Origin of the sequence: Flavobacterium artemisiae, from assembly GCF_042678225.1 — a bacterium.
In the GTDB taxonomy this organism is placed as follows: Bacteria; Bacteroidota; Bacteroidia; order Flavobacteriales; family Flavobacteriaceae; genus Flavobacterium; species Flavobacterium artemisiae.
In genome coordinates this window covers 477,939-493,272 of the sequence record NZ_JBHUDZ010000018.1, presented here as the reverse complement: position 1 = coordinate 493,272, position 15,334 = coordinate 477,939, and the positions used below count along the sequence as shown (strand labels likewise).

The 15,334-nt window shown below is 32.9% G+C and carries 16 protein-coding genes; 8 read left to right on the top strand and 8 right to left on the bottom strand.

What is annotated here, in order from left to right; genetic code table 11:
* Positions 1-46: 46 nt before the first annotated feature.
* The 8 genes from ACFSC2_RS22010 to ACFSC2_RS21975 all read left to right on the top strand — a co-directional run bounded on the left by ACFSC2_RS22010 (position 47) and on the right by ACFSC2_RS21975 (position 7,443).
* Positions 47-277, top strand: coding sequence for a hypothetical protein (locus tag ACFSC2_RS22010; protein ID WP_379813250.1), 231 nt, complete (start codon positions 47-49; stop codon positions 275-277).
* A gap of 291 nt (positions 278-568) precedes the next feature.
* Positions 569-1,123 (top strand): REP-associated tyrosine transposase, encoded by a 555-nt coding sequence (locus tag ACFSC2_RS22005; protein ID WP_379813249.1) that lies wholly within the window; start codon positions 569-571, stop codon positions 1,121-1,123.
* 623 nt (positions 1,124-1,746) lie between these two features.
* Positions 1,747-2,235 (top strand): hypothetical protein, encoded by a 489-nt coding sequence (locus tag ACFSC2_RS22000; RefSeq protein WP_379813248.1) that lies wholly within the window; start codon positions 1,747-1,749, stop codon positions 2,233-2,235.
* 68 nt (positions 2,236-2,303) lie between these two features.
* Positions 2,304-2,828 (top strand): hypothetical protein, encoded by a 525-nt coding sequence (locus tag ACFSC2_RS21995; protein ID WP_379813247.1) that lies wholly within the window; start codon positions 2,304-2,306, stop codon positions 2,826-2,828.
* A gap of 108 nt (positions 2,829-2,936) precedes the next feature.
* Positions 2,937-3,401 carry a hypothetical protein gene (locus ACFSC2_RS21990; RefSeq protein WP_379813246.1) on the top strand — a complete coding sequence of 155 codons (465 nt, stop codon included), beginning with the start codon at positions 2,937-2,939 and terminating at the stop codon, positions 3,399-3,401.
* Positions 3,402-3,623: 222 nt separating this feature from the next.
* Positions 3,624-3,977, top strand: coding sequence for a hypothetical protein (locus tag ACFSC2_RS21985; protein ID WP_379813245.1), 354 nt, complete (start codon positions 3,624-3,626; stop codon positions 3,975-3,977).
* 443 nt (positions 3,978-4,420) lie between these two features.
* Complete coding sequence (locus ACFSC2_RS21980; protein WP_379813244.1) at positions 4,421-5,053, top strand: ribonuclease H1 domain-containing protein; 633 nt, start codon at positions 4,421-4,423, stop codon at positions 5,051-5,053.
* A 164-nt stretch (positions 5,054-5,217) separates the two neighbouring features.
* Complete coding sequence (locus ACFSC2_RS21975; protein ID WP_379813243.1) at positions 5,218-7,443, top strand: restriction endonuclease; 2,226 nt, start codon at positions 5,218-5,220, stop codon at positions 7,441-7,443.
* Between the two features lie 726 nt (positions 7,444-8,169).
* Here the strand turns inward: ACFSC2_RS21975 and ACFSC2_RS21970 are convergent.
* From ACFSC2_RS21970 to ACFSC2_RS21935, 8 genes are all read right to left on the bottom strand, one after another.
* Positions 8,170-8,676, bottom strand: coding sequence for a 4'-phosphopantetheinyl transferase superfamily protein (locus tag ACFSC2_RS21970; protein ID WP_379813242.1), 507 nt, complete (start codon positions 8,674-8,676; stop codon positions 8,170-8,172).
* Positions 8,673-8,927, bottom strand: coding sequence for an acyl carrier protein (locus tag ACFSC2_RS21965; protein ID WP_379813241.1), 255 nt, complete (start codon positions 8,925-8,927; stop codon positions 8,673-8,675). The genes ACFSC2_RS21970 and ACFSC2_RS21965 overlap by 4 nt, the downstream gene beginning before the upstream one ends.
* 1 nt (position 8,928) lies before the next feature.
* Positions 8,929-10,197, bottom strand: coding sequence for a beta-ketoacyl-[acyl-carrier-protein] synthase family protein (locus ACFSC2_RS21960; protein WP_379813240.1), 1,269 nt, complete (start codon positions 10,195-10,197; stop codon positions 8,929-8,931).
* Positions 10,194-10,631 carry a 3-hydroxyacyl-ACP dehydratase FabZ family protein gene (locus ACFSC2_RS21955; RefSeq protein ID WP_379813239.1) on the bottom strand — a complete coding sequence of 146 codons (438 nt, stop codon included), beginning with the start codon at positions 10,629-10,631 and terminating at the stop codon, positions 10,194-10,196. The genes ACFSC2_RS21960 and ACFSC2_RS21955 overlap by 4 nt, the downstream gene beginning before the upstream one ends.
* A gap of 12 nt (positions 10,632-10,643) precedes the next feature.
* A complete protein-coding gene (locus ACFSC2_RS21950; protein WP_379813238.1) occupies positions 10,644-11,696 on the bottom strand; it encodes a type III polyketide synthase in 1,053 nt (350 codons plus the stop codon).
* A complete protein-coding gene (locus tag ACFSC2_RS21945) occupies positions 11,693-12,406 on the bottom strand; it encodes a methyltransferase domain-containing protein (RefSeq protein WP_379813237.1) in 714 nt (237 codons plus the stop codon). Before ACFSC2_RS21945 ends, ACFSC2_RS21950 begins: the two co-directional genes overlap by 4 nt.
* Positions 12,403-13,533: an NAD(P)/FAD-dependent oxidoreductase gene (locus ACFSC2_RS21940; RefSeq protein WP_379813236.1), complete on the bottom strand. Its 1,131-nt coding sequence runs from the start codon at positions 13,531-13,533 to the stop codon at positions 12,403-12,405. The genes ACFSC2_RS21945 and ACFSC2_RS21940 overlap by 4 nt, the downstream gene beginning before the upstream one ends.
* A gap of 124 nt (positions 13,534-13,657) precedes the next feature.
* Positions 13,658-15,274: a serine hydrolase domain-containing protein gene (locus tag ACFSC2_RS21935; RefSeq protein ID WP_379813235.1), complete on the bottom strand. Its 1,617-nt coding sequence runs from the start codon at positions 15,272-15,274 to the stop codon at positions 13,658-13,660.
* Positions 15,275-15,334: the final 60 nt, after the last annotated feature.

The window sequence follows — 15,334 nt, the reverse complement described above, 5'->3', positions numbered from 1 at the left end:
TCGGAATTACTGCCCGCAACAAATAAAACTAAATAAAAAAATAACAATGGCACAAATAATTTTAATACTATTGGCAATGATAGTCATAGGCGCTGCTATATATATCACTAGATATAAAGGTAAAGGCAAGCCGAAAGTAGGAATTAAAAGAGATAATAATTCAGAATATTTTAAAGATTACATTAATTTGAAGTTATATTGGACTTCTTTGGGTTTTATTTTTGTGGGTATTTCACTTTTACTGGTAATAGTGGTATTGGAATTGGTGAATGTTTAAAACAAAATTCGCAACGATAGTGCAGATTTGCAATCTGTGCCCACAAAGTAATTTCTTCAATATTCTTCCGCAACGATAGCGCAGATTTACAATCTGTGCCCGCAAAGTATTTCTTCAGTATTCTTAACCGCAATGATAGCGCAGATTTGTAATCTGTGCCCACAAAGAATTTCTTCAATATTGTCCACAACGATAGCGCGGATTTACAATCTGTGCCCGCAAAGTATTTTTTAATATTTTGCAAAATAAATATAAGATTTTTCTTTGTATTTTTATTTTTGTAGAAAAAACATGTCTACAAAGTACAAAGCAACAACAACTGATGAAGCCTATTTTATAACTATAACAGCTGTCGGCTGGATCGATATATTTACTAGATTAAATCAGAAAAACATTTTAATAAATGCTTTAAAATATTGTCAAGAAAATAAAGGCTTAGAAATTTATGCTTATTGTATTATGAGCAGTCATATCCATTTGCTCTGCAAAGGGACGAATAGTTTTGTATTATCAGATATTATTAGAGATTTTAAAAAATTTACATCCAAAAAAATAATAAAGACTATAATCGATGAACCCGAAAGCAGAAGAGAATGGATGCTCGAATATTTTCAAAAGGCATGTGAGCATTTAAAAAAGAATCAGACTTATAAAGTTTGGCAAAACGGTTATCATGCAGAACTTATTTACAGCAATAAATTTATTAAGCAAAAAGTAGAATACATTCACAATAATCCAGTAAAAGATAAAACTGTTAGTGCGGCTGAAGATTATTATTTTAGTTCAGCAAGGAATTATGCGGGATTGGAAAATGATTTAGATGTAATTCTATTGTGTTTATTTTGAAATACTTACTGTTATGTTTGCTATACTTTGCGGGCACGGATTGCAAATCCGCGCTAACGATTCGGCTGGTGATATGTTCAATTATAGCGCGGAAATTCTTTCCGTGCCCGTTTCAATATTAATAAAACTTGATTTTCTTTTTTTAATCTGTTAAGATATACTTTGCGGGCACGGATTACAAATCCGCGCTATCGGGTCATGTCCAACATAATCTGTTATATTTCCATCTTCATTATAAGAAATGCTTTTTTCTCTTTCATCATTTAAGTAAGTTATTAAGGTCTTGACTTTTCCTCTAAAGTCTGAAACAGATAAATCATTACTCTGTGGATAGAAAGTGTTTACTACTAAAAAGAATAGAAAAGAAATAAGATAAGTTTGGCGCATATAATGACTTTTTTTTTGCTAAATATAATATAGAAAAATTTAAAATTACTGCTAGTTAAATATTAAAAATAGCTGACGTTTACCAGAGACGCTTGTGCCAGCAGAAGTAGGCAAATAAAATTCAAGAAAAATTGAATAATCTTTTCACTGCGCAAAAAGATTGCGTATTAAGGGAATTATCTTTGATTAATAGAATTATATACAAGTTAGATGAATTTTATTAAAACGAAAAGCATATGGAAAAGAATGTTACAAAAATACCAGCCAACAATATTGAAATCAATTTGTATTGTTTAATTGGAGAAGCTGTATTTAAAACCCAAATGGTTGAACAAGCTTTGAGTCATTCAATTACTCTTAAAATGAATCCTGCAGAAACAAAAGAACGGGCGGATGAATTTTTAAAGAAAAACCAGAGGTATACTTTAGGCAAGGCTATTGGAATTGCAATTAGGGAGGAACTATATAATTTGTCATTGCAAAATGAATTAAATGCTTTTTTAGAGCAAAGGAATTGGTTAGTTCACAAACTTATCATTGGAAACGAAGAAGATTTCAATGCTGGGAACATAAAAGAGGAATTGTTAGATAGAATTAAATCTATTTCAGATAAAGCAGAAAGTATTCAGCGTATAATAGAATATGATTTGATAGATTTTTGTTCTTCTAAAGGAAAAGATATGCCGGAAACTCGCGAATTATTAAATTACAAGAACAAGGGATAAGAATTCGAAAGTAGTCTTTCTCGTGTACTAAACATGGAAAAAAATTGTAAATAATAAAAAGATCCAGTATGTCGTATGAATACCAATTAACAGTAACAAGATACTACACGGAAAGATATGTAATGATTGGAGTTGGTACTTCAGATTTAGATCAAGTATCATCTTTATCTGAAATGTCAATAAACGAGATTACAAAGACACTAAATGAATTAAATGCAGTTATTTCGGGTAGTCTAGAGTATTTAGATTGGGGTACAGATTTGTTTTATGTATTTTCTGAAGCAACAGTGTCTCGATATGGAGATTTTGACAAAGTAGAAAGATATGAAGTATCTACGATAGGCTTGAGAGATTTTTTAGTAGAACTTAAGAAATTCAAAGAACAATGTCTTGCAGGCGATCATTATAAAGTTATAGTTGGTGAAGCCTTTACTGCAATAAAAGCCAAACCATTAAAATACAAAAGATGGACAACGTCAGATACTGATTTTTTAATTACCTTGAATAATATAATTTTTAGTCTAAAATTAGAATCTAATGATTTCAATTTAACACAAAGCCAATATATTACTCAATTAGAAAGAGAATTTTAACCCCAACGCAGGCGCGATCGTCCGATCGTGAACGAAAAGTATAAACAATATATTATGATATATGAATATCAGATACTCGTAACAAAATATTCAATAAATAGAGCCGTAATGATTGGAGTAAGTACTTCAGGTTTAAGTCAGGCATCAGCTTTATCAGATATGAGTTTAAACCATATAACAGAAACTTTACGCGAATTAAATGCGGTTATTGCAGGACAGTTAGATTATTTGAATTGGGGTACAGATTTATTTTATGTATCTTCCGATACTACAATATCTCGGTACGGAGACTTTGACAAAGTAGAAAGATACGAAGTGCCTACTTTAGGCTTGAGAGATTTTTTAATAGAGCTAAAGAATTTTAAAGAACAATGTCATGCAGGGGATTATTATAAAACCATAATTGGTCAGGCATTTACTGCAATAAAAGCCAATCCACTGCAATATAAAAGATGGCCAACATCAGATATATACTATTTAATTACCTTGAATAATATAACAGTTACTTTGGTACTGGAACCTAATGATTTCAATTTAACGGAAAGTCAATATGTTGCTAAATTAAAAAGTTGATTTTAACCCCCGCTAGCGCAAGCGTCCCGCTCGTGAACGTAAAGTATTTCTTGTTCTACAAAAAATTGAATAGTTAACTTGAAAATAGAAATTAATCTTCTGTGTGTGCACGAGCGGGGCGCTCGCGCCAGCAAAGGAAATACTTTGCGGGCACGAATCACAAATCCGCGCGATCGGGACAAATGAGATAATAAGTATATATCAAATTTTTACAAGATAATTATGAATGCAATAGAAAACAAAAAAATAAAATTTATTAATAAAATTATTGATGGTCGAATTTATAAAATTGCTACTGGTGGTATTGGGCATATCCAATCAATAAAAAATATTGAAACTTTAAATAATTTCGTTGATATGACTAATATAACAATTAATGGTAATTTCAGTTCAATTGACGATCCGGATGTTAGTAGTAATTATGAAGTAGCCTTCCTAACACCATTTGGAGTTCAAATAATGGACGACAATGTTGAAAACATTGTTGATTTAGTTCCTCTTCAAGAATTCAAAGAAATTCTAATAGCATGGAGAGATTTCCTGTTAACTCCTCCATTAAACGGAATAAAAATCTAAAATCCAGAACTAATGAATTCTCCAACAATAATGCCTAGTCGAGCATTACCTTAAGGAACAGTAATTCCCAAAAAAAAAAATATGCATTTAAACAATATATAATATATGAATATCAGATACCCGATTACATAGATATATTTCCGCAACGATAGGGCAGATTTGAAATCTGCGCTAACGGATTATAAATCCGCGCTATCGGGTTACAAATCCGGGCTATCGGGGATATTTCGTACTCTTTAAAATTAAAATAGGTATTTATACTCTATTTAATTATTCATTTAAAAATTATTTTGCAAGTTATTTAATGACTTCAATTTATGGAAAACCGTAAAAGAAAATGAAAGCGGTACTATAAGTTTGGCATTGTTTATTGATCAAAAAGACATAGAATAAGTAAACTAGTATTATCTTAATTTATTACAAAATTTTGAAGAGTTGAAAATATGGCAGGCAAGAAGTTTTACGTAGTTTGGGAAGGGAGAAAAATTGGAATATTCGAAAGTTGGGATGAATGCAAGGAAAGTGTTCATGGTTTTGCAAGTGCAAAATATAAATCTTTTCAAACTTTAGAATTAGCACGGCAAGCATATTCTGAAGAATATGACGACTATAAAGGAAAGAAAATTTTTGAATCGGAGTTGTCTAAAGAAGAATTAGAATTGATAGGTGAACCTATTCTAAATAGCATCTCTGTAGACGCCGCATGCAGTGGCAATCCAGGTTTAATGGAATATCAAGGAGTTGAAACTGAAACCAAAAAGATAATTTTTAAACAAGGTCCTTTTAAAGATGCCTCAAATAATATGGGTGAATTTTTAGCTCTAGTACACGCATTAGCGCATATGAAAAAAAGCAACGATATACGTCCTATTTATTCTGATAGCAGAATAGCAATAAGTTGGATTAAGGATAAAACTTCACGAAGTAATATTCAAGAAACAGAAAATAATAAAGAAGTTTTTGAACTTATGAAACGTGCAGAAAAATGGTTAAGATCAAATGAATATAGTAATGAAATATTGAAATGGGAAACAAAAGCTTGGGGTGAAATTCCAGCTGATTTTGGTAGAAAATGAAGCAAATCTATATTATCTCAATTGTGCCTTAAATTCACGAGCGAGAAGCTAATGCAAGAGGGAACCATATATTAAATATTGTATCTGAAAAATTAAGATAGCTTTGTGTTTTTTGTAATACTTAAAAGTAAGCTTTACAACATAAGGCGCAATAAAAGAAAGTAATGAGTAAAAAAGTAAAAGATAAATCATATTTATTAACTAGTCCAGAATCCAAAATTTTTCCGCCTGCAGATACAAAAATTAGTGAATTACCTATAGAAAAATTATCATGGGTTGATTTTGAAAGACTTTGCCTTAGGTTGGTTGAAGTATACCACTCAATTGATAATTGTGAAATTTATGGCGTTTCAGGTAGTAAACAGGAGGGGATTGACATTTTTGCTTTCAAAGATTCCAATAAATATGAATGCTTTCAATGTAAAAGATATCAAGTAATATCTCCAGGAAAACTTGATGAAATTGTTCAAGAATTTAAGAATGGAGAATGGTATTCAAAAAGTGACAAGTTTTTCTTGTGTACAAGTTTAGAGTTAAACTCAACTGGACTACAAGATAAATTCAATAAACTTAAGTCTGATCTAAAAAAGGATAAAATAGACTTGATCAAATGGGATAGTGTCCAAATCAATAGGATTCTAAAAAAACATCCTATCATAGTGCGTAATTTTTTTGGAGATGAATGGTGCAAATTGTTTTGTGGTATGACGTGCGTTGGCTCAAAACAATTGGAAATAGAGAGTATAATGGAAGAATTGGCGAGTTTAAGAGAATTAATATTAGATGGACAAAAAAATGTAAAGCTTAATTCAATTATCGAAGATGTTTATGATAAAGAATATTATTGGATAGAGTCAGAAAAGGTAATCTTATTTAATAAAGCACTTGAAGATTATAATGACACTATAATTGACAAAAGAGAGAAGTTTACTTTCAGCCAAAATATTATTCAGTCAATTTTTGATTTATCTGAATTAAAGGAAATTGTTAATGATTGGCTTAAAGATTCATGGACACCAGAAAATCTCGATCATTTACGGTTTATTCATACTGGCTTATTAGCCTATAGTTGTTTAGATAAAATTCCAAAAGATGTTTTAATGGATCTAAAACTATTGAATTGGTGTCCTATTCATGATGCTTATTTTTCAGGACATCTTTCTGTATTTATTAGAGAAATAAAAGTTTCAATGGCGTTGAAGTTAGATTTAATTAAAAAGTATAGTTCGGATAGATATCTATTTGAAAACCTTACAAGAATCATTAACTCATTGAAAAGATATTTGGAGTTTGATGTAAATGAGCTTTATATTGAAAAACCGAAGGCTGCTATTATTAGAAATTTACCTAAAAAGTTTATTTTAGTTGTAACTTCCAGTGAGTTAACACTCAGAAACCCTAAAAATTTAAATCAAGTATATGCTAAATTACCGCTAGATAAGCAATTAAAAGTATCTGCTATTCAAGTCGTCAGAACTCTAGAATCAACTATAATTGTTGGTGTCAATGCTCGAGATTGCTTTTATTGGAATCCTGAAAAAGATTTAATTGCTAATTTTTTTTACCATGCATCTGAAAAAGAGAGGATAAATGATGTTTTTTGTAAAATTAACAATGAAGGAGAAATTGTCACCACAATACAAATAGGAGTAAAAATGTTGATTTTTAATAATTTTTGCCAATTTAAGAGTTATTATATGGAATTCTACCTTAAGTTGACTCCCTACAAAAATAGTTTTGTTGGAATCAAACGTAACTTCCTTAATAGCAACAATAGTCTTGTCTATCAAGTAGCAGAAGATTTTCAATTTATCCCAATAGTAACTATTGAATCTATAAGAACTAGTGTTAGGAATTTTAAGGAAATTAATGAATGGCTACAATTGTTAGATTCAGATGAAGAATTCTCTTTTTTGTACGAATTACAAAATATTGATCTTCAAGTAATTAACCATCATGATGAAGAATTAATTTTACTCAGGGGATCCATTGATGGAACTGGAGTTTTTTTGCTTATTCGTTTAATAAAAAACGATTTTCAAATTTTGAATATTCATCATTTAAAAGAATCTATTTCCACTTCAATGGATTACATTGAGAGTGGTAGCGATTTAAAACTCTTATGCGCTTATCTGGATTTAAGCAGACGAGATACTGTATTTGAGGTTGTCAAAATAAAAAACTTTAATATAGTTGAATCTAAAACAATAACAAGAGTTAGAAAAAATGATAATTGTCGCGATGTTATAGATATTTCAGTAGGTGATGATGGATTAGTTTATCTGAATGAAATGGGAGATAAAATTCTACTTTACTCAGAAGATGAACAAGACTTTGAAGAGTTTAATTTCGGAGAAGAAATAATTCATTTCATTAAATATTATAAATGATTTATGCCGTAAAATAACACGGTCTTTAAGTATCTTCTACTTTTGAAACGGCTTTTAATCTTTCTTCCTTAACGAAAGAAGAATACCAGAATCCGTTTATTGTATTCCAAAAAGCATTTGAAGTAAAAACGCTGGAAGAATTTCACTTATTTCTATATCTAATGCTTGAGTTTTCATTATCACCACACAGCGTAGATTCCGACCCCGATCTAACGACGCCTTATATACATTTAATGAAAATGCTAGATGCAGCAGCATTAATAAAAGAAAGGGGAGTAGCGAAAATTAAGGAAAAGAACCAGATTAACGCTGTAGCGGAATAACATTTAGTAAAATATACTTTGCAGGCACAGATTACAAATCCGCGCGATCGAAGATATATTGCTGCAACGAAACATAAAAAAAATTAGATTTTCTTTTTTTTAATCCTCATTGGATAGCATAAACTGATTTAAAAATTTAATTTTACTTGAAATCAAATTAAATCTCAAAAATGGAAATTGTATTTATAATTCTAGTAATTTTTCTGTTATTCTATGTTCCTAAATATTTTAGGAAACGAAAATAAAAAAGGTCATTTACAGTCGAAAATAGCTATTTGATATACTTTGCGAGCACAGATTATAAATCTGCGCTAACGGCGATTGGGACTGTCTTAAATAGAGAGCAGTTTGTGCTTTTATAAATGAAAAAAATGCAAATCCGGCACGTTTGGTGCCGGATTTTTTATTGATTTTCTGAGATTGTAATGATATGTTCAAAACGTCCGTGATGACTTATGGAAACGTCTTTTAAAGTATTAGAAGAAATAACCAGATAGGGAATGTCATTTTCGTTTTTTACGATTCGCTTTTTTTCTACTTCAATAATGTTGTCAAGATTTTCAATATTGGTTACGGCTGTAGTGTGAATGCTTTCGGGCGAAATTTGTGTTTTGGTGTAATATTTATTTCCATTGCAAATCACGAAACCTTGTGCTTCAAAATCATTTAATGTGTTGATTGAGCATACTAGTTTCTTCGGGATATATTCCCGTATTTTGGTCTGACGGTTATAGATTTTATAAGCCGCTTCTTTCATGCTCCACAACAGCCAGATCATGATTTCGGGATCATGATGCTCTTTTATAAGACGCTGTTCAGCATCAGTAAACAGTTTTTCAATAAAACCTTTACGCCGCCAATTACTTTCTACGCGTGACTGTTGAAGATCTATGACATCATTGCCGATCATTTGGCCGCTAGTTTTGTTTCTATGATTTCTACTGCCGTTTTAACGTCTAGCATACGTTCCATATCAGCATTGTCAATTACAACGTCAAATTGTTCTTCGATATCCAAAACAATATCAACAAGATTGGCAGAGTTAATTTTTAAATCATTAATAAAATCGGTTTCTTCAGACAGATTTTCGTAGGCATCTGTGTCTGCAGCATAAGGTTTTATAATGTTTTTTAATTTCTCGGTAAGTTCTTTTCTATCCATTTTAGTTTTCAAATTTTTTAAAGAGTACACATGCATTTACATCGCCAAAACCAAAACTAGCTTTGGCAATTATTTTTGGATTACTGTTTATAGTGTTCAAAAGCACTTTTGAAGGATCTATAAGTGCAGTAATTTCATGATGAAGGTCGGAGCAGTTGTTATTTCCGAACAAAAAACCTTCGTGAAGCTGCAATACAGCGGCAACACTTTCTATACTTCCAGAGGCACTTAAACAATGACCCGTAAGGCTTTTTAAAGAGTTGATATACGGAAAATCAGCACCGTTTCGGTCTAATGCTTTTGTCCAGTTTTCAATTTCGAGACTGTCTTTGGTGGTTGCAGTAAGATGTCCGTTTATGGCGTCAATATCGTTTGCAGTAATTCCAGCATTGATAATAGCATTTTCGATGCATTTTTGAACCGCAATGCTGTTTGGTGCTGTCATGCTGCCACCGTCACGCTGTCCGCCAGAATTAACGTTTCCGCCCAATATTTCGGCATAAATTACTGCATTTCGTTCTAAAGCACTTTCTAAATCTTCAACAACCATTGCGCCAGCACCGCTTCCAGGAACAAATCCCGCAGCCGAAGCACTCATTGGTCTAGAGCCTTCTGTTGGAGCTTCATTATATTTTGATGGACAGACTCGAAGCGTGTCAAATCCTGCCCAGATATACGGACCGCTGTCTGAGGTGCTTCCGGCAAGAATTCGTTTTGCCTGTCCCGATTGTATTCGGTCATAGGCCATTAAAATTGCTTCTGTGCCCGTTGTACACGCAGATGAATTGGTTGTTACTTGATTTCCTAAACCAATTTTACCGCCAAGATAAGCACTTACGCCACTGTTCATGGTTTGTGCTACAACCGTACTGCCAAGTCTTCGTGTTTGCAGTTCATCAATTTTGTAGATACTTTCTCGAAATTTATCAATACCCGATGTACCCGAACCAAAAACGGCACCGCTGTCCCAATCTGGGGTTTCATTAAAAAGCAAACCTGCATTTTTCCAAGCTTCTATGCCAGCAATAACACCATACAAAATACCAGAACTATTAAAACCACGAAGTTCGAGTTCGGTAAAATACTGCGCCTTCAATTCATCCGAGATTTCAGGTTCACCGCTGATTTGACACGAAAATTGTAATTGTTCGAGCAATGGATTATGACGAATTCCTGAAACTCCATTCTTAATCGCATTCATAAATGCCGGAATTCCGACACCATTTGGAGCCGCTACGCCAAGACCTGTTATTACGATTCGTTTTTTCATAATTTTTGAGTTATCATTCCCGCCAGAATGCCTCTGCAGACTTCTTGTCCGGCTTCATTGGTCATTACAGCGCTGCATTTTAGTTTTCCGAAACGAAAGAAAATTTTCTGCGAAGTCACGGTCACTTTTTCATTTGGATAAACAGGTTTTAAAAATTCCATATCTGCAGAAGTAAAAGCGATTACGGTATCTTTTTTAATGTCATTGTTTAATAGATAAATGCCAAGAGAAACCATTCCGATCTGAGCCATCGTTTCAGTTAAAATAACACCTGGCGTAACAGGATTATCCTTAAAATGGCCTTTGTAAAAATCGAGTTCTTTTTTGAAGGTAAATGTTCCTTTCACACCATTTTCATCGGCATGAAGCAGTTCGTCTACAAACAAAAAAGGTTCGCTGTACGGAAGTTGTTTTATGATATCGGTTAATTCCATAATTTTAAAATATTACCATTGTAATAAAATTCGCTGTGCCGAAAATCCGGGACCAAAACTCAGCATTAATCCTTTTTCTCCTTTTTCAGGATTTCGATTCATAATGCTCTCTAAAACATACAACACGGTAGCGCTCGACATATTGCCATATTGTCTAAGAATTTCTTTTGTATCATCGATATTCTTTTCTAATCCCGAAAAAAGTGCTTCGACAGTATTAACGATTTTTTTTCCGCCGGGATGAAATATCAAATGATCTATATCTTTTATTTCCAGATTGTTTTGTTTTAAAAACGGATGAATAATGTCACCAAAATGACTTGCAATAGTATCTGGCACTTCTATATCCAAAACCATTTGCAGACCGTTGTTGGTAAGTTTAAAACCCATCATATGTTCGGCATCATAAAAATGATACATTTGTTCGTCTAGGATTTCTGGACCGTTATCGTCTTCATGTGAAGAAAGCAGACAGCAAGCCGCGCCATCACCAAAAATTGCAGCACTTACAATATTCGGCATTGAGAAATCATTGAGCTGAAATGTAGCAGTAGGCGATTCGACAGCAATTACAGCAACACGTTTTCCGGGATTTGATTTCAGAAAATTCTTTGCGTATATAATTCCCGATATCCCAGCAGCACAGCCCATTTCTGTTACGGGAAGACGCACAATATCCTGACGCAGTTTCATTTTATTGATTAGATAAGCATCTAAAGACGGTATCATGATACCTGTACAGCTTACCGTAATAATATAATCAAGACTCTGCGGATCCCAGCCTGTTTTTTCGAGTGCTTTTTCTAAAACCTGATGACCTAAAACGATCATTTCACGGCTGTAAATATCATTTTTTTCTTCAAAAGACGTTGCAGTAAAAACTTCTGTTGGTTCCATTATAGAATACCGTTTGTCTACTGCGGCGCCTTCAAATATTTTTTTTACCTTTTTAATAAAACGTTCTTCCTGACCTTCGAGCCATACGTCTAAAAAAGGAAGAATATCTTTTGTTTCTCGTGAATATTGTGGAAGCTGTTTAACAGCTGTAACTATGTTTACGCTCATATTTTCTTGATTATCCACTGGTAGCGAAAAGCCCATTTCCAGTTTATGGTATAGTTTTTAAAATTTAGTTTTTTAGAGAATTGCTCCAGTTCATTTTTTTTGAAGCCTCTTAAAATAGAAACAAGTCCATCTTTTCGAGACATTTCATTGAGGCCGAAAACACTGCATATTAATTGAAATAATCTATAAGCCGTTTTACTTCGATGTAAATCATTTACTACGATTCCTGTTGAGGCGTTGTTGTAAATCTGCGTCAGCACATTTTCAATCTCGCTGTTTGTAAAATGGTGCAGGGTTAAGGTGCACAATGCGATATCGTATTTCAAGGAACTAAATTCTAGACTAAAAATATCCAGACATTTATATTCGATATTTTCAAATGCTGCAGAAAGATCCTCGGCATATTGTATTGTAAACGCATTAGCATCTATACCGATTAAGGTAAAATTATAATCGTTTTTTTTACCAAACCTCGCCAGCATTCGCAGCATATCACCGTTTCCGCAGCCGATGTCTGCAATGGTTAAAGCTGTTGAAGTATTTGTTTTTAATAATAGTTTTTTTAATCCGCTAAGTGTTAGTTTATTGCCTCCAAGAAGTTGATTGATTTTGGCTATTTGATCTAATGTATCGATTAATTCTTCGCCTTCGAGCGTAAAATCATCCATTATCTCCGATTCTTGTGTTCTATATTCGGTATTCAGACTCATGAGTTGATTGTTATAGGACTGCCGTGAGTCTGTTTGATTATTGTTGAAAGTAAAAATGGCATTGATGCCGCAGCAGCTGTCATTAAATGTGTAAACGTTTTATGTGTCAGTGCTTTGGCTAAAATTCTGCCCATAAACAAACGCCTGCTAAAATGCTTTTCCCATTCTTGTTTGTATTTTTTTTCTAATAAAGTGTGTGATGTTATTTTACCGCTGTAAAAATCCAAAACCAGTTCTGATGCTATTTTTGCGCTGTGTACTGCCATTGCCATTCCGTTTCCGCACATAGGATGTATAAGTCCAGCGGTATCTCCAATCATTAAAATATGATTTTCTACAGGATTTTTTTTATCAAATGAAATCTGACTGATTGTAAGCGGTTTATCAAAAATAGGAGAGGCGTTTTCAAAAACAGCTTTCAGATTTTTGTTTTTGTAAACAACTGCTTTTTGGTAATCGTCTATGTTTTTGTATTTTTTGAAAGTCTCGTAATCGGCCAAATAACAGATGTTTATGATGTTTTTCTCCACAACCGATACGCCGCAGTAACCACCCTGAAAATTATGAAGCGCTACAAGACTATTATCAAACTGACCATAATAATGTCCTTTTACGGCTAACCAGGGAGATTTTTTAGCAATAAAATTTCGATCTAAAACCTGATCGATATTTGACCTTTTTCCGTAAGCGCCAAGCACAATTTTGGAAGTTAAAACTTGTTGTGAAGTTTTTACGGTAAAAAAATCATTCTCAAAAGAAACGTCATTTACATTTTCTGTAATAACAACACATCCATTTTGTAATGCTTTTTCATATAAAAAATGATCAAGAGCAAAACGACTGATTCCGAAACCGCCTAACGGAAGTTTTGTTTTGGCCGTTTTTCCATTTTGCGCAGAAAATTCGAAATTTGAAATAGTTGTAGGTTGCAGTTCAGAAATATCCAGACCAAGCCATTGCAGATAAGGTAGAATTTCATTTGAGATATATTCACCGCAGACTTTGTGGCGAGGATAGGCCGATTTTTCGATGAGAGTAACTTGAAGCCCTTTCTTAGATAGATGCAGTGCGCCCGCAAGACCAGCAAGGCCTCCGCCAATTATCAATACATCGGGATTTGTTCTCATACTACCAATTTACTCATAAAATATCAAATGATCTTAATGAATTCGGATAAAAATGAGAAATAAGTTAAAATATAATCTGATGCTTAAAAGTCAGTAAAAAATGATGTTTTTTGAATAATAAACGTTACGGTAATTTAACGAATTCTATATTTCTGGCTCTGGACAGACTCACTTTCAATGTGCTAATTTTATTCTTTTTGTCTTTTAAAAAATAAAGATTCCCGCCGTAATCCATAATATTAAAAGCATCTTGGTAAGTTGGAGCTAATTGATATTCATTCTGTGGCTTTAATTGCAAGAATAGTTTTCCTTCTTTCTGAAAAATTAGTAATGTCGAATTGGTTTCGGCAGAAAAATACTTCCCAGTAAAAGAATCTAAGTTAGAATATACTGCGGTTTGAACTCTTGAAAATGGAATAATGTCGGTATTCGTAATATAATTTAAAAGACCTTTTTTCTGATTTATTTCAATTGTTCTTGAACCATTTATAAATCTATTTTCGGATGTTGCTTCAAACGGAAGTTTGTTAAAAAAAAGTTTCCCGTCTTGCACTTCTATCTCAGATCCCGCACCAGTTCTGTCATTTTTATACCAGCCGGTATACGTGTTTAAAATTGTTGCAGCTGCGTTTATTGTTTTTTCTTTTTCTTCCGTTTTTTCTTTTTCAGAAATGAAAATATTTCTCAAAATGTTGTCTAAGCGGTTTTTACTATTATCAAACTGCGAGGTATTGCTTAAGAACGCAATTGAAAGATTTAATTCTGGAAATGTTTCTAAATAAGCCCTGTAGCTTGCTGTAGCTCCATCGTGCATAATTTGTTCATAGCCCTTGTACTTTAAAACAAACAAACCCGCGGCGTAATTATTCATTTTACCATTAGTAAACTTTTCAGTTTTGCATTGTTTGGAAAATAGAGAAGGAGTTCCAAATTTACCCGATTGATAAAAGTCATTCCATTTTAATAAATCTTCTGTAGTTGTTAGTAAACCTCCGTTGCCATATGCATTTTCATTTGGCATATTAGTTTGATATTCCTCTTTTTCAAGATCATAAGCTATAGCTCTTTCTTTTACGATTCGATTACGGTTGTCTCTCCATTCTGTATGTATCATTCCTGCCGGAATAAATATATTTTGCTTAGTAAATGCTGCAAGACTTAAGTCGCTAACTCGTTCTACAATAATGGCAAATAAGGTATAATTAGAATTACTGTATATAAATTCGGCTCCTGGTTTATTGTTTAAGTTTTTTTGTGATGTGATTATTTCTAAAGCATCATCATTTGTAAAAGTCTTTGTAGTTCTTCCCCAGCCGGTAAGACCAGCAATAGATCCCCAATCTTTTATGCCGCTCGTGTGGTGCATCATTTGTTCCAGAGTGATAATGCTTCCATAATCAGGAAGTTCTGGAATATACTTTCTAACATCATCATTTAAAGCAAGTTTTCCCTGTTGCTCCAGCAATAAAATTGCAGCTGCAGTAAATTGTTTGGAAACAGAACCAGCTTCAATTTTAGAGGTCAAGGTTAAAGGAACATTATGTTCTAAATCGGCCATTCCGTAAGCTTTTGAGAAAATGATTTTTCCATTTTTCTTTATCGATAACTGCGAACCCGGATTTTCTGGTAGATAAATCGCCATTGCTTTATTAATAAGGGCAATAGTATCATTTAATGTCTGTGAAGTGCAATTAATAGATGCGAGAAGGAGTAAACAAAGAAATATTCTGATTTTTTTCATAGGAAATCTTTTTTTGTTTGGATAAGAATGTAAATTCTTAATAGCTTACTTAATATGTTT

Bases quoted from the DNA above. Each gene is read 5' to 3' on its own strand.
- ACFSC2_RS22010 (WP_379813250.1), top strand. From the start codon at position 47: ATGGCACAAATAATTTTAATACTATTGGCAATGATAGTCATAGGCGCT.
- ACFSC2_RS22005 (WP_379813249.1), top strand. From the start codon at position 569: ATGTCTACAAAGTACAAAGCAACAACAACTGATGAAGCCTATTTTATA.
- ACFSC2_RS22000 (WP_379813248.1), top strand. From the start codon at position 1,747: ATGGAAAAGAATGTTACAAAAATACCAGCCAACAATATTGAAATCAAT.
- ACFSC2_RS21995 (WP_379813247.1), top strand. From the start codon at position 2,304: ATGTCGTATGAATACCAATTAACAGTAACAAGATACTACACGGAAAGA.
- ACFSC2_RS21990 (WP_379813246.1), top strand. From the start codon at position 2,937: ATGATTGGAGTAAGTACTTCAGGTTTAAGTCAGGCATCAGCTTTATCA.
- ACFSC2_RS21985 (WP_379813245.1), top strand. From the start codon at position 3,624: ATGAATGCAATAGAAAACAAAAAAATAAAATTTATTAATAAAATTATT.
- ACFSC2_RS21980 (WP_379813244.1), top strand. From the start codon at position 4,421: ATGGCAGGCAAGAAGTTTTACGTAGTTTGGGAAGGGAGAAAAATTGGA.
- ACFSC2_RS21975 (WP_379813243.1), top strand. From the start codon at position 5,218: ATGAGTAAAAAAGTAAAAGATAAATCATATTTATTAACTAGTCCAGAA.
- ACFSC2_RS21970 (WP_379813242.1), bottom strand. From the start codon at position 8,676: ATGATCGGCAATGATGTCATAGATCTTCAACAGTCACGCGTAGAAAGT.
- ACFSC2_RS21965 (WP_379813241.1), bottom strand. From the start codon at position 8,927: ATGGATAGAAAAGAACTTACCGAGAAATTAAAAAACATTATAAAACCT.
- ACFSC2_RS21960 (WP_379813240.1), bottom strand. From the start codon at position 10,197: ATGAAAAAACGAATCGTAATAACAGGTCTTGGCGTAGCGGCTCCAAAT.
- ACFSC2_RS21955 (WP_379813239.1), bottom strand. From the start codon at position 10,631: ATGGAATTAACCGATATCATAAAACAACTTCCGTACAGCGAACCTTTT.
- ACFSC2_RS21950 (WP_379813238.1), bottom strand. From the start codon at position 11,696: ATGAGCGTAAACATAGTTACAGCTGTTAAACAGCTTCCACAATATTCA.
- ACFSC2_RS21945 (WP_379813237.1), bottom strand. From the start codon at position 12,406: ATGAGTCTGAATACCGAATATAGAACACAAGAATCGGAGATAATGGAT.
- ACFSC2_RS21940 (WP_379813236.1), bottom strand. From the start codon at position 13,533: ATGAGAACAAATCCCGATGTATTGATAATTGGCGGAGGCCTTGCTGGT.
- ACFSC2_RS21935 (WP_379813235.1), bottom strand. From the start codon at position 15,274: ATGAAAAAAATCAGAATATTTCTTTGTTTACTCCTTCTCGCATCTATT.